Annotated in this window: 23 protein-coding genes; 13 read left to right on the forward strand and 10 right to left on the reverse strand. The window is 62.6% G+C overall.

The window, feature by feature from the left end; translation table 11 throughout:
* Positions 1–102: 102 nt before the first annotated feature.
* Positions 103–1,638, forward strand: a complete 1,536-nt coding sequence (locus tag K3146_RS09230; RefSeq protein WP_221546008.1) for a Do family serine endopeptidase — start codon at positions 103–105, stop codon at positions 1,636–1,638.
* Between the two features lie 61 nt (positions 1,639–1,699).
* On the opposite strand, the gene K3146_RS09235 is transcribed toward K3146_RS09230, so the two are convergent.
* Together K3146_RS09235 and msrB are read right to left on the reverse strand one after the other, a co-directional pair.
* Positions 1,700–3,883 carry a PBP1A family penicillin-binding protein gene (locus K3146_RS09235; protein WP_221546009.1) on the reverse strand — a complete coding sequence of 728 codons (2,184 nt, stop codon included), beginning with the start codon at positions 3,881–3,883 and terminating at the stop codon, positions 1,700–1,702.
* Positions 3,884–3,992: 109 nt separating this feature from the next.
* Positions 3,993–4,391, reverse strand: coding sequence for a peptide-methionine (R)-S-oxide reductase MsrB (gene msrB / locus K3146_RS09240; RefSeq protein WP_221546010.1), 399 nt, complete (start codon positions 4,389–4,391; stop codon positions 3,993–3,995).
* A 186-nt stretch (positions 4,392–4,577) separates the two neighbouring features.
* Between msrB and rpsT the strand changes: the two genes are divergently transcribed.
* The 5 genes from rpsT to K3146_RS09265 all read left to right on the forward strand — a co-directional run bounded on the left by rpsT (position 4,578) and on the right by K3146_RS09265 (position 8,610).
* The gene (rpsT, locus tag K3146_RS09245; RefSeq protein WP_221546011.1) at positions 4,578–4,838 is read left to right on the forward strand and encodes a 30S ribosomal protein S20; all 261 of its coding nucleotides are present in this window, start codon (positions 4,578–4,580) and stop codon (positions 4,836–4,838) included.
* A 445-nt stretch (positions 4,839–5,283) separates the two neighbouring features.
* A complete protein-coding gene (dnaA, locus tag K3146_RS09250) occupies positions 5,284–6,741 on the forward strand; it encodes a chromosomal replication initiator protein DnaA (RefSeq protein ID WP_221546012.1) in 1,458 nt (485 codons plus the stop codon).
* A 91-nt stretch (positions 6,742–6,832) separates the two neighbouring features.
* On the forward strand, positions 6,833–7,234 hold the full coding sequence (locus K3146_RS09255) for a DUF983 domain-containing protein (protein WP_221546013.1): 402 nt from the start codon (positions 6,833–6,835) through the stop codon (positions 7,232–7,234).
* Positions 7,231–8,001, forward strand: a complete 771-nt coding sequence (locus tag K3146_RS09260) for a HesA/MoeB/ThiF family protein (RefSeq protein ID WP_221546014.1) — start codon at positions 7,231–7,233, stop codon at positions 7,999–8,001. Before K3146_RS09255 ends, K3146_RS09260 begins: the two co-directional genes overlap by 4 nt.
* 84 nt (positions 8,002–8,085) lie before the next feature.
* On the forward strand, positions 8,086–8,610 hold the full coding sequence (locus tag K3146_RS09265) for a hypothetical protein (protein WP_221546015.1): 525 nt from the start codon (positions 8,086–8,088) through the stop codon (positions 8,608–8,610).
* A 6-nt stretch (positions 8,611–8,616) separates the two neighbouring features.
* Here the strand turns inward: K3146_RS09265 and K3146_RS09270 are convergent, their stop codons facing one another.
* Entirely contained in the window at positions 8,617–9,321 is a 705-nt protein-coding gene (locus tag K3146_RS09270; protein ID WP_221546016.1) for an NAD-dependent deacylase, read from the reverse strand.
* 76 nt (positions 9,322–9,397) lie between these two features.
* On the opposite strand from K3146_RS09270, the gene dapB reads away from it, so the two are divergent.
* The 5 genes from dapB to K3146_RS09295 all read left to right on the forward strand — a co-directional run bounded on the left by dapB (position 9,398) and on the right by K3146_RS09295 (position 13,063).
* Complete coding sequence (gene dapB / locus K3146_RS09275) at positions 9,398–10,123, forward strand: 4-hydroxy-tetrahydrodipicolinate reductase (protein WP_221546017.1); 726 nt, start codon at positions 9,398–9,400, stop codon at positions 10,121–10,123.
* Positions 10,120–10,479: a hypothetical protein gene (locus K3146_RS09280; protein ID WP_221546018.1), complete on the forward strand. Its 360-nt coding sequence runs from the start codon at positions 10,120–10,122 to the stop codon at positions 10,477–10,479. The genes dapB and K3146_RS09280 overlap by 4 nt, the downstream gene beginning before the upstream one ends.
* 10 nt (positions 10,480–10,489) lie before the next feature.
* Positions 10,490–11,140, forward strand: coding sequence for an endonuclease III (nth, locus tag K3146_RS09285; protein ID WP_221546019.1), 651 nt, complete (start codon positions 10,490–10,492; stop codon positions 11,138–11,140).
* 79 nt (positions 11,141–11,219) lie between these two features.
* Positions 11,220–12,227, forward strand: coding sequence for an acyltransferase family protein (locus K3146_RS09290; RefSeq protein WP_221546020.1), 1,008 nt, complete (start codon positions 11,220–11,222; stop codon positions 12,225–12,227).
* Between the two features lie 74 nt (positions 12,228–12,301).
* Positions 12,302–13,063: a DUF2189 domain-containing protein gene (locus K3146_RS09295; protein WP_221546021.1), complete on the forward strand. Its 762-nt coding sequence runs from the start codon at positions 12,302–12,304 to the stop codon at positions 13,061–13,063.
* A gap of 3 nt (positions 13,064–13,066) precedes the next feature.
* Here the strand turns inward: K3146_RS09295 and K3146_RS09300 are convergent, their stop codons facing one another.
* Both K3146_RS09300 and dapE read right to left on the reverse strand, forming a co-directional pair.
* On the reverse strand, positions 13,067–14,305 hold the full coding sequence (locus K3146_RS09300) for a dicarboxylate/amino acid:cation symporter (RefSeq protein ID WP_221546022.1): 1,239 nt from the start codon (positions 14,303–14,305) through the stop codon (positions 13,067–13,069).
* A gap of 24 nt (positions 14,306–14,329) precedes the next feature.
* Positions 14,330–15,463 (reverse strand): succinyl-diaminopimelate desuccinylase, encoded by a 1,134-nt coding sequence (gene dapE, locus K3146_RS09305; protein ID WP_221546023.1) that lies wholly within the window; start codon positions 15,461–15,463, stop codon positions 14,330–14,332.
* Positions 15,464–15,492: 29 nt separating this feature from the next.
* On the opposite strand from dapE, the gene K3146_RS09310 reads away from it, so the two are divergent.
* A complete protein-coding gene (locus K3146_RS09310) occupies positions 15,493–15,960 on the forward strand; it encodes a cupin domain-containing protein (protein ID WP_221546024.1) in 468 nt (155 codons plus the stop codon).
* Here K3146_RS09310 and K3146_RS09315 read toward each other — a convergent pair.
* Both K3146_RS09315 and K3146_RS09320 read right to left on the reverse strand, forming a co-directional pair.
* Positions 15,957–16,850 carry a S1/P1 nuclease gene (locus K3146_RS09315; protein ID WP_221546025.1) on the reverse strand — a complete coding sequence of 298 codons (894 nt, stop codon included), beginning with the start codon at positions 16,848–16,850 and terminating at the stop codon, positions 15,957–15,959. The two genes, K3146_RS09310 and K3146_RS09315, sit on opposite strands and share 4 nt — an antisense overlap.
* Positions 16,817–17,476, reverse strand: a complete 660-nt coding sequence (locus tag K3146_RS09320; protein ID WP_221546026.1) for a glutathione S-transferase family protein — start codon at positions 17,474–17,476, stop codon at positions 16,817–16,819. The genes K3146_RS09315 and K3146_RS09320 overlap by 34 nt, the downstream gene beginning before the upstream one ends.
* A gap of 210 nt (positions 17,477–17,686) precedes the next feature.
* Between K3146_RS09320 and K3146_RS09325 the strand changes: the two genes are divergently transcribed.
* On the forward strand, positions 17,687–18,103 hold the full coding sequence (locus K3146_RS09325) for a VOC family protein (RefSeq protein WP_221546027.1): 417 nt from the start codon (positions 17,687–17,689) through the stop codon (positions 18,101–18,103).
* 12 nt (positions 18,104–18,115) lie between these two features.
* Here K3146_RS09325 and K3146_RS09330 read toward each other — a convergent pair whose 3' ends face one another.
* The 3 genes from K3146_RS09330 to yidC form a co-directional block, all read right to left on the reverse strand.
* Positions 18,116–18,868: a hypothetical protein gene (locus K3146_RS09330; protein WP_221546028.1), complete on the reverse strand. Its 753-nt coding sequence runs from the start codon at positions 18,866–18,868 to the stop codon at positions 18,116–18,118.
* 188 nt (positions 18,869–19,056) lie between these two features.
* Positions 19,057–19,710, reverse strand: a complete 654-nt coding sequence (yihA, locus tag K3146_RS09335) for a ribosome biogenesis GTP-binding protein YihA/YsxC (protein WP_221546029.1) — start codon at positions 19,708–19,710, stop codon at positions 19,057–19,059.
* Between the two features lie 10 nt (positions 19,711–19,720).
* The gene (yidC, locus tag K3146_RS09340; RefSeq protein WP_221546030.1) at positions 19,721–21,460 is read right to left on the reverse strand and encodes a membrane protein insertase YidC; all 1,740 of its coding nucleotides are present in this window, start codon (positions 21,458–21,460) and stop codon (positions 19,721–19,723) included.
* Positions 21,461–21,476 lie beyond the last annotated feature (16 nt).

Genomic DNA, 21,476 nt, shown 5'->3' on the forward strand with positions numbered 1-21,476 from the left:
CGCCCGCAGTCTGCTGTGCGGAACCGCGGTGCTTCGCGCGCATAGGCTAGATATGCTCGCGAAATCGCGGAAATCGAGGATCTGAAAGAGGACGTTAAACCAGTGCGATATGCCTATTCCGTAACCGCCACCCTGCTTGCCGGTGGTGCAGCCCTGTCGCTCGCAGGATTTCCTGCAGGCGCACAGGTCGCCCAGAACGACGATTCGCAAATGGCCCGTGTGGTCCCGCGTGCAGGTGCGCCCGAAAGCTTTGCCGACCTGACCGAGCAATTGCAGCCTGCGGTGGTCAACATCTCGACCCGCCAGCGGATCGAAGTGCAGACCCGCAATGGCAATCCTTTCGCGGGCACGCCTTTCGAAGGCCTCTTCAACCAGCGCCGCGGGCAGGATCAGGAAGAGGCCGAGCCGCAGTTCCGCGAAGGCCAGTCGCTCGGTTCGGGCTTCCTCATTTCGGCTGACGGATATGTCGTCACCAACAATCACGTCGTGAGCCCCAACGGCCGCGGTTCGGTTACCGAGATCACGGTCACCCTGCCCGACGGCACCGAGTATGAGGCAGAACTCGTCGGAACCGATCCCCAATCGGACCTCGCCGTGCTCAAGGTCGATCGCCGCGAACCCTTTCCCTTCGTGCGTTTCGGCGATTCCGCGCAGGCGCGCGTGGGTGACTGGGTCATCGCAATCGGCAACCCTTTCGGCCTTGGCGGCACCGTTACCAGCGGCATAGTCTCAAGCGTGCTGCGCAATACCGGCGGCGGTGCATACGACCGCTACCTGCAGACCGATGCCAGCATCAATCGCGGCAATTCGGGCGGCCCGCTATTCGACATGCAGGGCAATGTGATCGGCATCAACAACGCCATCATCTCCCCGACGGGCGGCAGTGTGGGCATCGGCTTTGCCATCCCCGCCGAGACTGCCGAGCCGATCGTCGACATGCTGGTGCGCGGCGTGGAGATCGAGCGCGGTTATCTTGGCATCCAGATCCAGCCCGTGACCGACGATCTTGCGTCTTCGCTTGGTCTCCCGCGCAATCGCGGCGAGATCGTCCAGATGGTCCAGCCCGGCGAAGCCGCTGCGCGTGCGGGAATCGAAGCGGGCGACATCGTCCTTTCGGTCAATGGCCGTGATGTAACGCCTGACCAGACCCTGTCCTATCTCGTTGCCAACATCGCTCCGGGCACGACCATTCCGGTCGTTGTGCTGCGCGATGGCGAACGTCAGCGCATCAATGTCACTGTCGGAAAGCGCCCGAGCGAGGAAGAACTCCGCCAGAGCCAGATGTTCGATCCGGACGCCGAGCCGGAAGAGGACATGGTCCCCGGCGATAGCGAGGTGATCGAGAACAACCTCGGGCTCCAAGTCATGCCGCTGACAGCAACCATCGCGCGCCAGCTTGGTGCCGATGCGGATACGCGCGGTCTCGTGATCGCGTCGGTCGACCAGAATTCGGACGCGGCGCGCAAGGGGCTGCAACGCGGCGACATTATCCTGACGGCGAACTATCGACCGGTGACTGCGATTGCCGATCTCGAGCAAGCTGTTCGCGGCGCTCAGGCCGATGATAGGGAAGCGATCCTGTTGCGCGTCCAGCGCCGCGGTGGTTCGCCGCAATATATCGCGGTGCGGCTCCGCTAGGATTCAGCAACAGCGCAAGTGACGAGGCCCTCCCGGTTCATGCCGGGAGGGCCTTCTCGTTTCAATTGGATGGGCGGTCTTCTTCCGGTCGGCGTCTTTCGTCGCGCCCGATCACCCCGTCGAGAAAGTCGTCATCGACTGCCTGCGGAGCGCCATCGGCGCCCCTTCCCGTGGGAGGCTGGGTCCGTTGCCCCGGTACGCGCTGCCCGGCAGGCGGCACGCGGGGACGCAGACCGTTCTCCTCGCCGTCCTGGCCTGGCAGGGCACCTGCGGGGCCTTCGCTGCGACCCGGCTCGATCAGATTGCCCTGCTCATCGATATAGTAATAGTCGTCGGGATCGCCGAAGAAGAAGTCGTCTTCCTCGTCGAGCTGCCATTCGGGCAGCTGCAATTCGACGTCGAATTCCTCCACCGGGCGATCCTTTACCGCATAGCGCATGTAGGATGCGAAGGCCTGGGCGGGCGCCCTGCCGCCCTGCAATCCGCCGACCCGACGGTTGTCGTCGCGCCCCATCCACACGCCGGTCGTGATTCCGCTCGAGAAGCCGACGAAATAGCCGTCCTTGTTGGAGCTGGTGGTACCCGTCTTGCCTGCCACCGGCCTCCCGATCTGCGCGGCGCGGCCTGTGCCGGTCTGCACGGCGGTCTGGAGGAGATCGGTGATCCCCCGTGCAACATGGTCCGGCACCAGTTGCGTGGTGCGGGCGCGTTCGTGTTGGTAGAGAAGGTCGCCATCGGCCGTCGTGACCTTGACGATGCCATAGGGTTCGACCGACTGGCCGCCCGCCGAGACTGCGGCAAAGGCGCGGGTCATGTCCAGGAGGCGGACCTCGTTCGAACCCAGCACCATGGCGGGGAAAGTGTTGATCGGGGTCGTGATCCCGAACCGCCGCGCCATCGAGGCGACCTGGCTGAAGCCGACTTCATTGCCAAGCTGCGCCGCAACTGTGTTGATGGAGTAGGCGAAGGCCGTGCGCAGGTTGGTCTCGCCGATGTTGCGGCCATTCGAATTGCGCGGGGCCCAGCCGCCGATCGAAACCTCAGTGTCGACGACGCGGTCGTTGGGCGTATAGCCCGCTTCCAGGGCTGCGAGATAGACGAACAGCTTCCAGCTCGAGCCCGGCTGGCGCAGGGCGTTGGTCGCGCGGTTGTAGTTTGTCTCGACATAATCGGTGCCGCCGACGAGAGCGAGGATTGCTCCGTCCCGATCAAGGCTGACGAGGGCTCCCTGTGTGCCTTCCGGCGCGTTGCCGGCCACTGCAGCCGTCGCGGCCTTCTGCATACCCGGGTCGAGGGTGGTCCAGACCTCGATAGGCTCGAAGGTTTCGGGCAGCAGCAGATCGAGCTGCGGTAGCGCCCAGTCGGTGAAGTAGCGGACCGAATTGGTACTTGCTTCCTGCTTGAGATTGACCGCCGATACGTCGACGCGCGCCTCGCTCGCGCTGATCTTCTCCTGCTCGCGCATCAGGCGCAGCACCACGCTCGCGCGGCTTACCGCCGCATCGACATCGGCGGTCGGCGAATAGCGGCTGGGAGCTTTCACAAGTCCGGCAATGATTGCCGCCTCGCCCACGGAAAGCCGGTCGGCCGGGTGGCTGAAGAACTTGCGGCTGGCACTATCGATGCCATAGGCGCCGCCCCCGAAATAGACCTTGTTGAGGTACAGTTCGAGGATTTGCTCCTTGGAGAACTTCCACTCGAGCGCCATCGCAAGGATCGCCTCGCGCAGCTTGCGGTCGACCGTGCGATTGGAGTTGAGGAAGACGTTGCGGGCCAGCTGCTGGGTGATCGTGGAGGTGCCGCCAACCCGCGAACGGGTGCCGGTGACGCCTTCGACGATCGCTCCGGTCAGGCGGATCGGATCAACGCCGGGGTGCGAATAATATCGCTTGTCCTCGACTGCGACCATCGCGTCCTTCATCACCTGGGGGATTTCGTCATAGGTCAGCCACCGGCCATAGCTTGGCCCGATTTCGACAAGTTCGGAACCATCGCGCGCGCGCACGACAATAGTTTGTGCAGTCTGGGTTGCCTTCAGCTGGTAATAGCTCGGCAGCGAACGCGCCGCGAAAGCCACCGCGATGCCGAGGAACACCAGTGCGAGCAGTGCGAGTCCGCCGCCCCAGAGCGAAAGCCTCTTCGCCCAGAATTTCACACGGCTGAAATCGCGCTTGCCTTCCGCCTCCGCCCGTGCCGCGCGCGCCTTGCGCTGGCTGTTCTTGCGGCGGCTGCCTCTCTTATCCATGCGTCGCGATACCCTTCGTGATCGAATGCGCTGCCATATAAGGGCCACGATCTGTCATGGCGAGATGGAACCTCGGGTTAACGCCGGGCAATTTGGCGCCGGGGCGGGCTCAATCCTCCGGCTCGAAATCGAGCGCAGCGGAGTTAATGCAATAGCGCAGGCCGGTCTCGCCGGGGCCATCCGGGAATACGTGTCCCAAATGACCGTCGCATTTCGAGCAGACCACTTCGGTGCGGATCATGCCATGGCTGGTGTCGCGATGCTCCTCAACCGCTTCCCCTCCGGCAGGCGCGGTGAAGCTGGGCCAGCCGCAACCGCTGTCGTACTTGTCGTCGCTTTCGAACAAGAGCTGCCCGCAGGCCGCGCAGTGATATTCGCCTTCGGCCTTGTTCTTGTCGTACTTGCCGGTGAAGGCGCGTTCGGTGCCCTTCTCGCGGAGCACATGATACTGTTCCGGCGTCAGCTTGGCGCGCCATTCGTCTTCGGTCATCTCGAGCTTGTCGGTCACCACTTGTCCTTCTCTTGGGCCCTTCCCATATACGCCAACAAGGGACGCCTTGCGTAGTTCCGCTTTCGCTTGACGATTCGCAAGGCCGACGCTAAGTGCGCCGCTTTCCGGCGGTCCTTCCGCCCTTTTCGACACGACCAGACAGAATTTCCGCCGCGTTTACGTGCGGCCCGATCGAGGACAGACATGGCCAATACGCCGCAAGCCAAGAAGCGCATCCGTCGCAACAACCGCCGCGCCGAAATCAACGGTGCGCGAATGAGCCGCATCCGCGGTTTCGTTAAGAAGGTCGAGACGGCCTGCGAAGCCGGCGACAAGGATGCCGCCCAGACGGCGCTCAAGAATGCACAGCCCGAACTGGCTCGCGGTGTTGCTCGCGGCGTGATGCACAAGAACACTGCATCGCGTAAGTTGAGCCGCCTGACGAAGCGCGTCGCAGCGCTCTGATTCGCTTCCGGCTCCGGCCGGATAGGTATTCCAACGAGGGGGTCGCCGCGCAACGCGGTGGCCCCCTCGTCACGTTTGCGTTGCACTTCGAAATGCTGCGGTCGCGGCCACGCAACCTAAGTCACGAAAAACCCGCGATTCGCATACCCTGATCGGACAAAATCTCGTTATTTCAAGCACATCAACGCAGCCCTGCGGGGTAGCGGTGAGTCAACAAGTTTATTTCAGATTTTTTGCAGTTATCCCCCTTGCGACTCATCACGGGTGCGACCTACACAATGGAATGCCCGGGGGGGACAGCCCGGGTTTTCACATCGATGGCCAATGGGGAGGGACCACCCGAGAATCTCGCGATTCCGGGTAAGGGCGGAGCCGTGCCTACTCCCCAGGCATACAATAATTGGATGCACGATCCGGTGGGTCGTTCGGGGGAATGATAAGAGCAATGGCAAGAACGGGTGAGCCTGCGGGCAAGCGGAAGGCGACTGACGACATGGAAGATCTCGAGGCGGTGAACCTCGCGGCTGACTGGGCTGATATCAGCCAGGGGCTGCGGAAAGATTTGGGTCACCAGCTTCACAGCCAGTGGATCAAGCCGATCCAGCTGGGCAAGATCGATCCGGAATCCGGCACGCTCGATCTCTTCTTGCCAACCGAATTCAGCGCCAACTGGGTCAAGGATCGCTTTGCCGACCGGCTGAGCCTGGCCTGGAAAATCGCGCGCAGCGAAGTGCGCAAGGTCGCCATTTCGGTGCACCCGGGCCGTCGCCAGGTCGCCGACCTCCAGCTGCACACCGATGGCCGCCGTCCGGCAAATGATGCTGACACATCGATGATGGCGATCGGCGCCGATACGCTCGGGGATTCGGGTTTCACTTCGAGCGTCGGCCTCGATGCCTCGCTGACCTTTGCTGCCTTCATTACCGGCGAAGCGAACATCCTAGCCTTCAATGCGGCTCAGCGCATGTCTGCGACCGAGAAGCCGCAATTCAGCCCGCTCTACCTCAAGGGTGCGACCGGCCAGGGCAAGACACATCTGCTCCACGCCATCGGCCACACTTTCCTACAAACGCACAGCCGCAGCCGCATCTTCTACTGCAGCGCCGAGCGTTTCATGGTCGAGTTCGTCCAGGCCCTGAAGGCCAATCGGATGATCGAATTCAAGGCTCGCCTGCGCAGCTTCGACCTGCTGCTGGTCGACGACATCCAGTTCATCATCGGCAAGGCTTCCGCGCAGGAAGAGCTGCTCTACACGATCGACGCGCTGCTGGCCGAAGGCAAACGCCTTGTCTTTGCTGCAGACCGCGCGCCGCAGGCTCTCGACGGGGTCGAGCCGCGGCTCCTTTCACGCCTCTCGATGGGTCTGGTTGCAGATATCCAGCCAGCCGATATCGAGCTGCGCAAGAAGATCCTGCATTCCAAGCTCACCAAGTTCGCGCCGCTCGCCGTGCCCGAGGACGTGATCGAATTCCTCGCCCGCACGATCACCCGCAACGTCCGCGAGCTGGTCGGCGGCCTCAACAAGCTGATCGCCTACGCGCAGCTGACGGGGCAGGAGGTCTCGCTCCAGCTGGCCGAAGAACAGCTGACCGACATCCTCTCGGCAAACCGCCGCCGGATCACGATCGACGAGATCCAGCGCACCGTGTGCCAGTTCTACCGGATCGACCGCAGCGAGATGTCGAGCAAGCGGCGCGCCCGCGCCGTCGTCCGCCCGCGCCAGGTGGCGATGTACCTCTCCAAGGTGCTCACGCCGCGCAGCTATCCCGAGATCGGCCGCAAGTTCGGCGGTCGCGATCACTCGACCGTGATCCACGCCGTTCGCCTGATCGAGGATCTGCGCCAGCGCGATGCCGATATGGACGGCGACGTACGCAGCCTGCTGCGCCAGCTCGAAAGCTGAGGCAGGCTCCGCACTCCTCCATGCACCGCTGATCGACAGCTTGTTCACAGGCTTGTCGACAGCGCGCGCGTGAGCGTCCAAAGGGACGCGCATGAGCGAACGCATAACCCTTCCCCGCAGTTTTGCAGCGACCATGCTTCGCGGTGCTTCCTCCCGCTGCCCGCGTTGCGGTGAAGGCCGTCTGTTCCGTCGCTGGCTCAAGCCGGTCGATCGGTGCGCGCACTGCGATCTCGATATTTCGGGACAGCGGGCAGACGATCTTCCTGCCTATATCGGGATCTTCGTGACCGGCCATTTGCTTGCTCCGGTCATTATCGCACTCGTAACCGGTTTCTCGCTGTCGCTTCCCGTGCTCCTCGCGATCATCATTTCGCTCGCCATCGTCATGCTCATCGGACTGCTCCAGCCTTCCAAGGGCGCGGTAATCGCGCTGCAATGGTGGAACGGGATGCACGGATTCAAGCGCGAGCGGGTCGAAGAAGAGCGGCCATGAGCCTGTCGCCCGAACGCCTCGAACGGTTCGCCCGTCATATCGTCCTGCCCGAAGTTGGCGGCGCAGGTCAGGTCGCGCTGGCTGGCAAGCACCTCGTGCTGGTCGGCCTCGGCGGGATCGGCAGCCCCGCACTTCAATATCTGGCAGCCGCGGGGATCGGGAAGCTAACTCTCGTCGATGACGATAAGGTCGATGCCTCGAACCTCCAGCGCCAGACGCTCTACAACGAACGCGACATCGGGCACGGCAAGGCCACTTCGGCCAAGCGCTGGGTGAAGCTGTTCGATCCGGCGCTCGAGGTCGAGATCAGCGACAGGCGGATCGACAGTACACGCGCCGCCGCGCTGGTAGAGAGCGTGGACCTCGTCCTGGATGGCACCGACAATTTCGCCACCCGCCTCGCCGTTTCGGATGCCTGTGTGAAGGCAGGGGTCCCGTTGGTTTCAGCCGCGGTCGGCCGTTTCCAGGGCCAGGTCGGCGCCTTCGCCGGTCACCTGCCCGAAGAGGCCTGCTATCGCTGCTTCGTCGGTGACGCCTTCGATGCCGATGATTGCGACACCTGCGCCGAGGACGGCATCCTCGGCGCGATGGCGGGATGGGTGGCGAGCTTCGCCGCGCTGCATGCGATTCGCGTCCTCCTCGCTGGGGTTAGCGCTTATGGCGATCCGCAGTGGAGCCGGGTCAACCTGCTCGACGGCATCAAGCCCGGCATGCGCCAGTTCTCGATCGCCAAGGACCCCGCCTGCAAGGCTTGCGGCAGTAGGTGACAATCCTGCGGCAGGCGCCAGCCGTATTCATGGTAAATTAGGCATATCTTCCTAGAATCCGGGGCGATGAAGCGTTCGAATCCCTTGAGTTTGGCAATAGCGTTCGCGGCATTCGCTACATTGGGCGGTTGCTTCGAGGACCCCTATGCCAAACCCCTGTCCGAACTCGATCTCGGCAATGCCGATGTCGTGGCGGATATTGCGTCCTCGCTCGCGCCCGAGGATGCCGGCGTCTTCAAGACCTATGCGCTGCGGCATATCGCGCAGACGAAATACGCATGCGGAAACTTCGAGCGCCACCTGCACGGCAAGCAACCGCAGACCGTCGCCGAAGCGGTCGACTTTACCCGTCAGTGGGAGAAGGAGGACGCCGAGCGCAGGGCCTACTTCGCTCCGCCAGACCCTTCGAAGATGACCCCTGACCAGCGGTTCGAATATGAGCTCGAGCAGTTGCGGATCGTATACCGCAGACTCGACGATCGGCGTGCCGACATCATGATGCTGAACGAAGAAGGCGGCTACGAAAACACGGCCGAATGGAAGCAGATCGCCATCGACATGGAGGCCGCCACGGCACGGATCAACGAGAAGCTCGCCCAGCGTCCCTGAGCGTAGTCAGCTGGGCATGAGCAGGTGCTCCACCCATGCTGGCACCAACTCCCCGGCACGACCCTGGCGCGATTCGTGAAACCAGTACGAGCCTTCACTCCGTTCCAGATTGAGTTCCAGCGTGCGTGCGCCGAACTCGCGCGCGTCGCGCACGAAACCTGCTGCCGGATAGACGGCGCCGCTGGTGCCGATGCTCACGAACAGGTCCGCCCGGCGAATGGCCGCGTAGATGCGATCCATCTGGTAGGGCATCTCACCGAACCACACGACATCGGGCCTCAAAGCAGGCTGACCGCATCCGGGACAGGCCGGCCTCTCGGATAGCGGCTCACGCCACTCGTGCCGGGAGTCGCAGCTGGAGCAGAGCGCGCTCAGCAGCTCTCCGTGCATATGCAGCACGCGTCTTGCACCTGCGCGTTCGTGGAGATCGTCGACATTCTGCGTCACGATCAGCAGCTCGCCTTCCCATGCCCGGTCGAGCTGCGCCAGCGCTTCGTGTGCGCGGTTGGGCGCAACCTGCTGCACCGCCTTTCGCCGTGCGTCGTAGAAGCGCTGGACGAGTTCGGGATCGCGCGCGAAACCTTCGGGAGTGGCAACATCCTCGACACGGTGCTGCTCCCACAAGCCACCGGCATCGCGAAAGGTGTCGATCCCGCTTTCCGCCGAAATCCCCGCGCCGGTCAGGATGACGATGTTGCGTATCTGTGTCATTGCCCTCAAGTAGCAAGCCACTGGGCATGACGAAATACCCAGCCCAAGAGCAGCAAGGCGATAGGGCCCAACACGAATGAACATCGGTATTATCGGCAGCAAGGGCGCAATGGGCGAAGCCCTGAGGCAGGTTCTCGAAGCCTCGGGACACGACTATTCGGGCGGCGCGGACAAGGGCGACGACGTGCGCAAACTGGCCGCGGTTTCCGACGTGCTGGTCGATTTTTCTGCCCCTTCCGCGCTAGAGGCGAACCTCGATGCCGCTGCCGACGCGGGCATCCCTATCGTCGTCGGGACCACCGGACTTTCCGAGGCGCACCATGGCTCGATTGACGAAGCGGCGCGCAGGATCCCGGTCCTGCAGACGGGTAATACCTCTCTCGGCGTGACCCTGCTGGCCCATCTCGTGCGCGAGGCGGCATCGCGCCTCGACAGCGATTGGGACATCGAGATCGTCGAGATGCACCATCGACGCAAGGTCGATGCACCCTCGGGAACGGCGCTGCTGCTCGGCGAGGCAGCTGCCGCTGGACGCGGCATCGAGCTTTCCGGAAATTCAGAGCGTGGCCGCGATGGTCACACGGGTGCACGGGCCGACGGTGCCATCGGCTTTGCAGCGCTGAGGGGCGGAACGGTCGCCGGAGAGCACAGCGTCATCATCGCCGGCGACGAAGAACGCCTGACCCTGTCGCATAGCGCGGAAAATCGCATGATCTTCGCGCGCGGCGCGATCCGTGCGGCCGAGTGGCTGCGAGGGCGCGATGCCGGGCGCTATTCGATGGAGGAGGTCCTGGGGCTGTGAGGGTATTCGCCGTCCTGTGCGGCGTATTTGTCGGCGGAGTATTGTGTGTAATCGGCTATGCGATGGCCTATCTTCACGAAACGCAGGGCTATCTCGCGCCGGTGGTCCTCGCGATCGCCGGCGTGGTCGGATTGCCGATACTGTACTGGATGAAGGCCTCGCGCTTGCTCCCGCAGCTTCCCTCGCGCTTCCTCTTTGCGGCCATGATCATTGCGCTGGCCGGGACCTGGTGGCCGCTACTGCAATCCGCCGAACTTCGCGAAGAGCAAGGTGCCGCGCTGCTGTTCTTCTCCGCGATATGGATCGTCGCGGCCTTGCCGTTGCTGCGTGCAGGCATAAGGCATCGCCCAAGATAGCTCCGGGACCATGACCAAGGACCAGATATTCGAATTCTTCCGCCGCCTTGCCGAGGATAATCCCTCGCCCGAGACAGAGCTGGAATATGGCAATTGCTACCAGCTGGTAGTCGCCGTGGCATTGTCGGCCCAGGCGACCGACGTGGGGGTCAACAAGGCTACCCGCGCACTGTTTCGGGAAGTGGAAACGCCGCAGCAGATGCTCGACCTGGGCGAGGAGGGACTCAAAGAGCACATCAAGACGATCGGCCTGTTCAACTCCAAGGCCAAGAATGTGATCGCCCTCAGCCAGCTACTGGTCGACGAATATGGCGGCGAGGTCCCGGATACGCGCGATGACCTCGTCCGCCTGCCCGGCGTCGGCCGCAAGACGGCCAATGTGGTACTCAACTGCTGGTTCGGGCAGGAAACCTTCGCAGTTGACACGCACATCCTGCGCGTCGGCAACCGCACCGGCCTGGCCAAGGGCAAGACCCCCGAACAGGTCGAGGCAAAGCTCGAAAAACGTGTCCCGCAACCCTTCCGGCTCGGCGGCCACCACTGGCTGATCCTGCACGGCCGCTATGTCTGCAAGGCACGTACGCCCGAGTGCTGGCGTTGCCCGGTAGTGGACCTGTGCAGCTTCCGGAAGAAGGTACTCGAGAAGCCGAGAGGGCGGTAGCGGCCCAGATTGACACGATTGGGGAATTGGTGACCTATTTGGTGCCGCGCCGAATATATCCCGGCGTGGAGGAGCCCGAGTGACGCATGGCGATCTGATCAAGCCGCTACACGGATTGCGCGGCATGGCTGCACTGACCGTCGTCGTCGGGCATTTCGGCTTCCCGGGTTCAGCCAGCCTTGGTGTGGTCCTGTTCTTTGTCCTCAGCGGCTTCCTGATGGGCAAGCTCTATCTGCCCAAGACCTTCGACCTGCGCACTGCGTGGCTCTACATCAGCGCCCGCTTCGCTCGCGTATACCCGTTGTTCGCGTTCGTCGTCATTACCGTGGCCGCGATCAACGTGGCGATTCCGGAAGTGCACATCTTCAATCTGGAACCCTGGCAGGTCGACGATCACCTCCTGCTCTACGGTTCGAACATGACGATCTGGACGATCTGCGTCGAATTCCAGTTCTACTTCCTGTTCATGCTTTTCTGGTGGGTTACCAGTCGTTTCGGTTTCAGCAGGCTCCTCGCGACCGGCACGATAGCGGCGGGCCTGGTGTGGGCCTGGTTGCTCGGTGGGGCCGCCAATTCGGTCGACATCTTCAGTTATGTGCACGTCTTCTTCATCGGGATCCTGATCGCCTTGCTGGGCGATGATCTCAAGAAGCTGAGGCCTGGCTGGGCGCATGTCGGTTTGATCGCTGCACTCCTGCTCTATGCTGCGGTCTATTTCATCGCCTACCAGAACAACGTCCACCGGCTGATCTACATCGAGCCTTGGGCCCTGATCGCCTGCGGTTGTATCGTCGCTGCATCGATGGCTGCCGGCGATTGCTGGGCGAACCGGATGCTGAGCCTGCCTGTTGCAGTCTGGCTCGGCGAGATATCCTTCGGGATCTACCTTTTCCACCGGCCCGTCCAGCGACTGATGAACGAGGTATACCTGGTCGATTTGCCGACCATCATCGAACTACCATTGCGCTTCGCCGTGCTGTTCGCGATCTCCCACCTCGCACTTGTGCTGCTGGAGAAACCGTGTCGAACGGCATTGCGGAGGCTGAGCGAGGGTATCGTAGAGCCAAAGGCAAAAGAGCAGGGGTAGACACTTCCCGCTGCGCGAGGCGGGCTTGCAGAGGGCCGCCCTGCGCGGCACATTCCCGCAAGAGGAGAGGGAATGTGACCGCCGAAGCCCAGCACCACCCCGCGCAAGTCCGGACCGACCTATCAATCCGTGATCTGACCGCGGCCCTGCGACAGGGATGGAGCGATTTATTGGCGCGGCCGGTTTATGGCCTTTTCTTTGCGTCTTTCTATGTCGCGGCGGGCTTGGGACTGTATTACCTCTTCATGGTTCGCGGCGAGACCCGCTGGCTCATCGCCGCCGTTGCCGGCTTCCCGCTCTTCGCGCCTTTCGCCGCGGTCGGGCTCTACGAGGTCAGCCGCAGGCTCGAGTATGGACTGCCTACCAACTGGAGTACGGTGCTCGGCGCACTGCGGGGGCGTGGGGACGAGCAGTTGCTGCTGATGGGCGGGATTATCTTCGTGGGATTCAGTTTCTGGGTGATCATCGCGCACATGATCTTCGCCATCTTCGCCTCTGCTGCCGGCCTTGGCGAAGGGATAGCATTCCTGACCTCCGAGCTGGGGCTTACGATGCTTGCCGTGGGCGGAGTGGTTGGCGGTGTCATCGCCTTCGTTTTCTACGCCATTACACTGATGAGCCTGCCGATGCTCGTCGATCGCGACGTCGATTTCATCACCGCGATCATCACCAGCTTCAAAGCCCTGAGCGCCAATTTCGGTGTGCTGCTGCTCTGGGCATTCGTCATTGCGCTCGCGCTCTTTGCAGCGATCCTGCCCTTCTTCCTCGGGCTCTTCGTGGTGCTACCGGTACTCGGCCATGCCACCTGGCACTTGTACCGCCGAACGGTGGACTAGTGCTCAGACATCGTCGGCCGATACCATCTCGGCCCGGTCGATCTCGCCCGTCATCACTGCCACCGTCGTCGCCACGGCCGCATCGCCTGACACATTGGTCGTGGTGCGCATCATGTCCATGATCCGGTCGACACCGGCGACGAAGGCGATCGTCTCGAGCGGCACGCCAACCGCGCCGAAGACCAGCGCCATCATGATCAAGCCCGCACCCGGGATGCCCGCTGCGCCGACAGCGCCCAGCGTGGCGAGGATGGAGATCAGGAAGTAGTCGCCCATGGTCAGGTCGACACCGAAGATCTGCGCGCCGAACAGAGTGGCGAGGCCGAGATACATCGCCGTACCGTTCATGTTGATCGTCGCGCCAAGGCTGATCACGAAGCTGGCGACCGAATTCGACACGCCGAGGTTGCGCTCCGCACAGCGCAGCGTCACGGGCAGCGTCGCATTGGAGGATGCTGTCGAATAGCTCACCGCCATCGCGTCCACGATACCACGGAAGAAATCGCGCACCGGAAGCTTGGCGAGGAACTTGATCATGCTGCCGTAGATCAGCACTATGATGAGCAGGCAGCCGAGGTAGTTGAGGCCCACCAGCTTGGCGAGGCTGATCAGCGCGTCGATTCCGAGTGTCCCTGCGACCCAGGCCATAAGCGCAAAGACACCGAAAGGAGTGAGCTCCATCACGATCATGGTGACCTTCTGCATCACCACCGCGCCGCTATCGAAGATCTTCTGAACCGGTTCGCCGTCCTTGCCCGCCATCAGAATACCAATGCCGATCAGCAGCGAGAAGACGATCAGCGGCAGCACGGCCACGTCCGCCATCACCTGCACGGGGCTTTCGGGCACTATCGACAGGATCATGTCGACCGCCGTCGTCGGGTTGGGTTCGGGCGTCGCGCCCTTTTGGATTGCACTGGTATCGACGCCCGCGCCCGGCTGGACGAAGGTCCCGAGCGCAAGACCGAGCCAAACCGCGATCTGGCCGGTTACGATGAAAAGCAGCATGGCCCTGCCGCCGACCGCGCCGAGCTTCCTGAGGTCCCCGATGGCGGCAACGCCGGCAACGAGGCTGAAGAAGATCAGCGGAACGACAAGCATCTTGATCGACTTGATGAAGAAGTCGCCGATCCACTTGATGCTTTCGGCTTCGGGACCCCAGGCATAGCCGGTCAGCACGCCGAGGATGAGAGCAGTCAGCACGCGCTGCCACAGCGGAATTTCGAACCAAACCCTCAGCATCTCTATCCCCTCACGTCCCTTGAATTATTGCAGCGCGTCCTTTGCAATGCGCGCGTAGATGCGGCTTAGCGTGGAAAGGTCCTCGATGGCTACCGCCTCGTCACGCTTGTGCATCGTAGCGTTGACGAGGCCGAATTCGATCACCGGACATACGGCACGCAGGAAGCGGGCGTCCGAAGTTCCGCCCGTGGTGGAGGGTTCGGGATCGAGACCGGTCTCCGCCTTCACCGCACGGGCGATGATGTCGCTGAAGGTGCCCGGCGGGGTGAGGAAAGGTTCCCCCGATATGATCGGCTTCGCGAGCCCGCCATGCTTCTCCGCAATTGCACCGACTTTCTCGGATAGGGAGGCACCAGAGTGCCGATCGTTGAAGCGGATCGAGATGCGCGCCTCGGCCTTTTCCGGAATGACGTTATGCGCCATGTTGCCGACTTCGAGATCGGTGATCTCGAGATTGGATGGCTGGAACCAGTCGGTTCCCTCGTCGAGCACCAGCGCGTCCAGCTCGGCCAGCATGGCGACGAGCTTGGGAATCGGATTATCGGCAAGGTGCGGATAGGCGACGTGGCCCTGCGTCCCTTCGACCTCCAGCCAGATATTGACCGAGCCGCGTCGCCCGATTTTTATCATGTCGCCGAGGCGGTTCACACTTGTCGGTTCGCCGACGAGGCAAAGGTCGGGCTGGTGGCCATGATCACGCATGAAGTCGATCAGAGCGCGCGTGCCGTGAAGCGCGGGGCCTTCCTCGTCGCCGGTGATGATGAAGCTGATCGTACCTGCCTCGGCCGGCACTTCGGCGACCGCATCGACCATACAGGCAATGGCACCCTTCATGTCGACAGCCCCGCGTCCGTAGAGCAACTCGCCGCGAACTTCGGGCTCGAACGCGTCAGAGGCCCAGCCTCCACCGGGAGGGACAACGTCGAGATGGCCCGCGAAGGAGAAATGCTTCGATCCTTCCGGCCCCTTGCGGATCGCGAAGAGGTTCTCGACCGGCGCTTCGGGACTGCCTGCATCACCGTCGCCGCGGGTGAAGCGGTGCACTTCGAAGCCGAGCGGCTCCAGCATCGCCTCCATCGCGTCGAACACGGAACCGGTTGCGGGTGTGACGCTTTCGGCGGCCATCAAACGCTTGGCGAGATCGAGAACCCTTGTCATCATCGCTCCGCTAGCAGGAGTAGCCGCAGATGCCCAAGCTCGATCTCGATTCCATCCCCCAGACCAATGCGACGGGCTATCCCCCGCCCTTCGATGCCGATGTCGCGGGTCGCAACTATCGCCGCCTTGCCCCGGCAGCCGGCCTGACCAAGCTTGGCGCGAGCCATGTCGTGCTCGACCCGGGCGCCTATTCCTCGCAGCGGCATTGGCACGAGGGGCAGGACGAACTGGTCATCATGCTGCAGGGCGAGGCCGTGCTGATCGAGGACGCCGGCGAAATCCCGGTTGGCCCGGGCGACATCCTTGCGTGGAAGGCGGGCGAGCAAAACGGGCACAGGCTCCACAATCGCGGCGACATCCCTTGCGTATTCATCGCCATCAGCGGGGGTGACCGGGACGAGGACCGCGGCGAATATCCAGACATCGACATGGTCTTCACGCCCGATGGCTATTTCAAGAAGGATGGCACGCCCTATCCGACCCAGCGCGTGCCCTAATTCCGCTCCGCTTCCGGTAAGGCACCCGGCGCGAAGGCAACCTCGAGATAGTCGGCTATTCTGATCCCTGCCTGCTGCACGCGGCGCTGCGATATCGGGATGGCGCGGAGGATATCCTCCTGCGTCAAGGCCGCCTCGTCGCCCAGGTCTTCCCCTTCGCAGGCGGGCCTGTCGAAGGCCTCGGGATAGACGAAATCGCGGCTGATCTGCCAGCTTTCGCGGCCCCATTCGGCCGGATCGCCGCCGCCCAGTTCCGCGCGCTCTTCCTCTGAATAGCGCCTTACCAGGCGTACCTCTGCCGACGTGATCGCGCGCTCGGCCAGTGGACCGTCCCAGATCCAGTGCAAGTTCAACCCTGGCGCAATGCCATAGGCCGTATCGATGTCATTGCCCCCGCGATCCTCATGATCGCCCGAGTGGAGCGGCATGTGCACATCGCCGATGAAGTGGACCATGAAAGCCAGTGCCTCGAGCCGGATATGCGCGGGCAGGCTTTCGTCGGCGAGGAGGCGCTGACTGCGCTCGATCTGCGCGGTCACACAGTTGCCGCCCGAACAGTTGCTGCGCGGATTGTAGGCCTCGCAAACGGGCGCTGTCCGGTAGTGCCACGCCGCGGTGTAGCCCCAGCGCCAGCGCGTGCGGCGCACGCAATCGGGCCATGTGCTCGCATCCTCAATGCTCGCCAGGGGGCACTCGGGCGTGGCCAGCAGCGGCGCGGCGCGGAAAAGTCGCGCGATCTTCGCCTGAGTTGCCGGAGCCACGTTCTCCCACGCGATCTGCCCCGTCGTCTGATGCGCGAAGAATCCCCAGGCCTGCGCTTGTGCCGGGAGCAGCCCCAGCAGCGCCGCACATGCAATCAGGAGACGGTTTCGTACTGCTCGATGACCCATTCTTCGTTTTCCGATGCCTCGATCCAGCCACGCATCCACTCATGCTCCCACACGGCCTGCATATAGGCCGCCGCGAAGCCGGGGACGGGTATCTGGTAGCTGATGAAACGGCTGACGACGGGGGCAAAGAAGATGTCCGCCGCGCCGAAGGTCCCGAAGAGATAGGGCCCGCCGCTGCCGAAACGGCTGCGTGCCTCCGCCCACAGGCCGAGAATGCGCAGGATGTCTGCCTTGCACGCCTCGCTCGGTTCGAACCCGTCGAAACGCTTGCGCACGTTCATGGGGCATTCGCTGCGCAGCGCCGCATAGGAAGAGTGCATTTCCGCGACCATCGACCGCGCCATGCCGCGCGCGGTATCGTCCTTCGGCCAGAAGCGGTCGCGCCCGACCTTGTCAGCCAGATATTCGAGGATGGCGAGGCTGTCCCACACAACCGTTTCGTCGTCCCATAGGATCGGGACCTTGCCGAAACTGGGCTGCAGCCCGTCCTTCTGATGGCGCTGGTCCCAGTCCTCACCGAAGAGCGGCACGATCAGCTCCTCGAAAGAGAGACCCGACTGCTTGGCCGCGAGCCAGCCGCGCAGCGACCAGCTGGAATAGTTCTTGTTGCCGATGATGATCTTCATGCGGGCTCCACCTTTCCGCGTTTCCTCGCGCCCTAAGCGTTCATCCACGCGCTGTCGAGCCTGAACGATGGAACGCCTGGAACACAGTCCTGCGATGTAATCGGCAACTACTGCGCGCGCCTGTTCGGGTGTCATTGCTGCTGTCATACCGTGAGCTTGCACAGCGCGATGGGAGTAGGAAAACGGAAGCTTGCGGACTATGCTCGCGCCATGAGCTTGCGTCCCTTTCACCTCGCCTTCCCCGTCCACGACCTCGAAGAAGCACGCGCTTTCTACGGCGGGCTCATGGGCTGCGCGGAGGGCCGCTCCTCCGACGAATGGATCGACTTCGATTTCTTCGGCCACCAGATAGTGGCGCATACGGGCGGCGAGGCCGGGGACCGCGCGAGCAATGCGGTCGACGGCCACGATGTCCCCGTGCCGCATTTCGGCGTGGTGCTGAAGATGGAGGACTGGCAGGCTTTGGCCGACCGGCTGAGGTCAGCCGGGGTGGAATTCGTGATCGAACCGACGATCCGCTTCAAGGGCCAACCCGGTGAGCAGGCCACCATGTTCTTCCGCGACCCGAGCGGTAATGCGCTGGAGATGAAGGCCTTCGCTGACGATGCAATGCTGTTTGCGAGGTGATTGGCTTGCCGGTCAGGCTGTTTTCGTCGCCGAGTTGCCTTGCATTTCCGTATCGTAGTGCAGGATCAAGGCGCGCAGCGCCAAGGCCACGCCCAACATCTCGCCCGCTTCTTCCAGGATCACTGTCAGCGCGTTGAGCGGGTTCAACTGGACCGTTTCCCAATTCACACTTCCACTCGATCTCGGTCCGAGCGCTTCCGATAGGAACATCGATTGGATCAACTCGAATCCGATCGCCGAGCCCAGGAAGACCACCGCCGCGACAGCAAGGCGAGCAAAGGTCGCACGCGACAAATGTCGGACCAGCGGTAGGCAGAGCAGCACCACTACAATGGCCAATGCCCCATACACGAGCGTCCACGCGTGAAAGAATGCACCGCTCGTTTCCCACTGCGCCCGCAGGGCCGGTGAGAAGCCATCATGTATCGCGAAGGCCTCGTCGGCAGCCATGAAGAAGAGGCAGACGGCCACGAATAGCCAGCTCAGTACCGGCCCTTTGCGGAGGGCAGAGGCACGCATTGCTATCACAATTGCCACTCCCGCCGTGGCAATGAGCGCAAGCGATGAGAAGTAGGTTGGAACATTGTTTTCGAGCGCAAGGTCGAACAGCTGGTCGGTCCGCGAGCTCAGGGCAGTCGGACTAATCCTCATCAGGATCTTGCAGCCGACATGCGCCGCCAGAATGAGCGCAATGAGCAAGATGTGCGCGACGAAGACTTTGTTGGCCCGCTGATCTCCAGAAATCGGACTATCGCGTGTGTCCATATCCTGCCGCCCGGGAACGGAGTCCCGAACTCCCCCTTCTGGTTCCGCCGAACTCGGCGGAGCTACCAAACCGTGATATTGTCACGGAGTTGTAACCTTTGCGGGCGGACCTGGCAAAAAGTCAAAGGCGAGCGCCCCAAATCAAGGCACTTCGTGGCCGACAGCAGACCTGTGCAGCGATGGGCTAACTAAATCCCTGCGTCGCGCAATAGAGCCGCGCGCAGTTCGCCGATACCCATGTCCTTTTCGCTGCTGGTCACATGGATCTGCGGATAGGCGGCGACGTGCTTCTTCGCTTCAGCCTCGACTGCGGCGACCGTCTTGGCGAGTTCGCTCGCCTTGATCTTGTCGGCCTTGGTGAGGACCACGCGGTAACCCACGGCGGCCTCGTCGAGCATCTTCATCATTTCGCGGTCGACGTCCTTCAACCCGTGGCGGCTGTCGACCAGCACGAGATTGCGCACCAGCACCTGCCGTCCACGCAAATAGGTGCGTACGAGGTTCTTCCACTTCTCGACGACCTTCACCGGCGCCTTGGCAAAGCCGTAGCCGGGCATGTCGACGAGGCGGAACTGGGTCGGCTCGCCGACTTCGAAGAAGTTGAGTTCCTGGGTGCGGCCCGGCGTCACCGAGGCACGTGCGATGGCCTTGCGCCCGGTGATAGCGTTCAGAAGTGAGCTCTTGCCTACATTGGAACGGCCCGCGAAGGCGATCTCGGGCACGGTCGGCTCAGGCAGGAATTTCAGCTGCGGAGCCGAGAGGAGGAACTCCACCCGGCCCGAAAACAGCTTGTTTGCGCGCCGCTCCAGCTGGGCCAGTTCGGCGGCTTCTTCTTCGGTCATCAGCCGCGCCTCAGCCCTTGGCCTTGGCCGCTTCGGCAGCCTTCTCGGCCTTCTCTTTCTCGGCCGCTGCCTTCAGCTGCGGATGCTTGGAGTAGAGATATTTCTGCTGTGCGAGCGTGAGGATGTTGGAGGTTACCCAGTAGAGCAGCAGGCCCGCTGCGAACGGGGCCATGATGAACATCAGCACCCATGGCATGATGGCGAAGACCTGTTGCTGGACCGGGTCCATGGCGGACGGGTTCAGCTTGAAGGTCAGCCACATCGTCACGCCCAGCAGGACGGCGAGGATGCCGATGGCAAGGAAGCTGGGCGGAGTGAACGGCAGCAGGCCGAACAGGTTGAGGATGGTGGCCGGATCGGGCGCGCTCAGATCCTTGATGTAGAGGAAGTTTTGGTGGCGCATCTCGATCGCGAGGTAGAGGACCTTGTAGAGTGCGAAGAAGATCGGGATCTGCAGGAGCAGCGGCAGGCAGCCCGCAAGCGGATTGACCTTCTCACGCTTGAACAGCGCCTGCATCTCCTGCTGTTGCTTCAGGCGGTCGTCCTTGTACTTCTCCTGCAGCTTCTTCATTTCCGGCTGGATCGCCTTCATCGCTGCCATCGAAGCGAACTGCTTCTGCGCGATGGGGAACATGATCCCGCGCACGATCACGGTCAGGAAGATGATCGCGACACCGAAGTTGCCGACAATCGCGAAGATGTTGGTGAGGAGCCACAGGAGCGGCTTTTCGAACCAGCGGAACCAGCCCCAGTCGATCGCGAGGCCGAACTGCGGGATGCCGGCGTCCTGATAGGCGTCGAGGATCGCGCTTTCCTTGGCGCCCGCGAACAGGCGCGAGGTGGTGGTGATCTTGCGTCCGGCCGGAACGGTGACCGGATCATAGATCATGTCGGCGCGGTAGACATCGTTACCGAGTGAACGGAAGGTGGCGTCGGGCGCACTGCCTTCCTGAGGGACAAGCGCAGCGAGCCAGTATATGTCAGTGAAGCCGATCCAGTCGGTCGCGCCGGGGACACTGACCTTTCCATCTTCTTCAACAACGTCATAATCGTAGTCATACTCGACCGCTTCATCGAAGGACACGATTGGGCCCGAGTGAGCGATAATGAAGTCGGCGCTGGCAGTCTCGCTGGTGCGGCCGACGAGACCGTAGGGCTGCGCGACCACAGGGACCGCGCCGGTGTTGGAAATCGCCTGCTCGACCGTGACCATGTAATTTTCGTCAATCGAATAGGTGTGTTCGAGCACCACGCCATCGCCTGCATCATGGCGCAGGGTAACGGGCCTATCCTGCGACAGAACCTCGCCATCGGCCTGCCACAGAGCATCATCGGATACTTTTTTGCCGTTCAGGAGATAACCGAACTGGGCGAACTGCTGGATGTCGGTGCCACGCGGGGCGAAGATGCGGACCGGGCCGCTGTCTTCATCAGTGCTGGCGGCATAATCCTTGAGAACGATGTCGTCGATCATCGCGCCGGTGAGGTTGATCGAGCCGGCAACCTTGGGCGAATCGATGCGCACACGCTCTGCCGAAGACAGCGAGCTGTCGAGATCGACGGCCACCGCCGCGCCTTCGCCGATCTCACCACTGGCAGCAGCGACTTGTTCGGCCGGAGTGTCGACCTTTTCAGCGGTTACGGGCACTTCTTCCGGCTGCGGATAGAAATAGTCCATCGCCCATTGCCAGCCGATCAGGACGGCCAGCGAAAGCGTGAGCACGAGCACAAAATTGCGTGAGTTTTCCAAGGTCGGTCCCGTTGGT

The organism is Qipengyuania vesicularis (genome assembly GCF_019711415.1).
GTDB classification, from domain to species: domain Bacteria; phylum Pseudomonadota; class Alphaproteobacteria; order Sphingomonadales; family Sphingomonadaceae; genus Qipengyuania; species Qipengyuania vesicularis.

Coding starts and splice junctions, on each gene's coding strand:
- K3146_RS09235 (WP_221546009.1), bottom strand. CDS start 3,883: ATGGATAAGAGAGGCAGCCGCCGCAAGAACAGCCAGCGCAAGGCGCGC.
- rpsT (WP_221546011.1), top strand. CDS start 4,578: ATGGCCAATACGCCGCAAGCCAAGAAGCGCATCCGTCGCAACAACCGC.
- dnaA (WP_221546012.1), top strand. CDS start 5,284: ATGGCAAGAACGGGTGAGCCTGCGGGCAAGCGGAAGGCGACTGACGAC.
- K3146_RS09255 (WP_221546013.1), top strand. CDS start 6,833: ATGAGCGAACGCATAACCCTTCCCCGCAGTTTTGCAGCGACCATGCTT.
- K3146_RS09260 (WP_221546014.1), top strand. CDS start 7,231: ATGAGCCTGTCGCCCGAACGCCTCGAACGGTTCGCCCGTCATATCGTC.
- K3146_RS09270 (WP_221546016.1), bottom strand. CDS start 9,321: ATGACACAGATACGCAACATCGTCATCCTGACCGGCGCGGGGATTTCG.
- dapB (WP_221546017.1), top strand. CDS start 9,398: ATGAACATCGGTATTATCGGCAGCAAGGGCGCAATGGGCGAAGCCCTG.
- nth (WP_221546019.1), top strand. CDS start 10,490: ATGACCAAGGACCAGATATTCGAATTCTTCCGCCGCCTTGCCGAGGAT.
- K3146_RS09300 (WP_221546022.1), bottom strand. CDS start 14,305: ATGCTGAGGGTTTGGTTCGAAATTCCGCTGTGGCAGCGCGTGCTGACT.
- dapE (WP_221546023.1), bottom strand. CDS start 15,463: ATGACAAGGGTTCTCGATCTCGCCAAGCGTTTGATGGCCGCCGAAAGC.
- K3146_RS09310 (WP_221546024.1), top strand. CDS start 15,493: ATGCCCAAGCTCGATCTCGATTCCATCCCCCAGACCAATGCGACGGGC.
- K3146_RS09315 (WP_221546025.1), bottom strand. CDS start 16,850: ATGGGTCATCGAGCAGTACGAAACCGTCTCCTGATTGCATGTGCGGCG.
- K3146_RS09320 (WP_221546026.1), bottom strand. CDS start 17,476: ATGAAGATCATCATCGGCAACAAGAACTATTCCAGCTGGTCGCTGCGC.
- K3146_RS09325 (WP_221546027.1), top strand. CDS start 17,687: ATGAGCTTGCGTCCCTTTCACCTCGCCTTCCCCGTCCACGACCTCGAA.
- K3146_RS09330 (WP_221546028.1), bottom strand. CDS start 18,868: ATGGACACACGCGATAGTCCGATTTCTGGAGATCAGCGGGCCAACAAA.
- yihA (WP_221546029.1), bottom strand. CDS start 19,710: ATGACCGAAGAAGAAGCCGCCGAACTGGCCCAGCTGGAGCGGCGCGCA.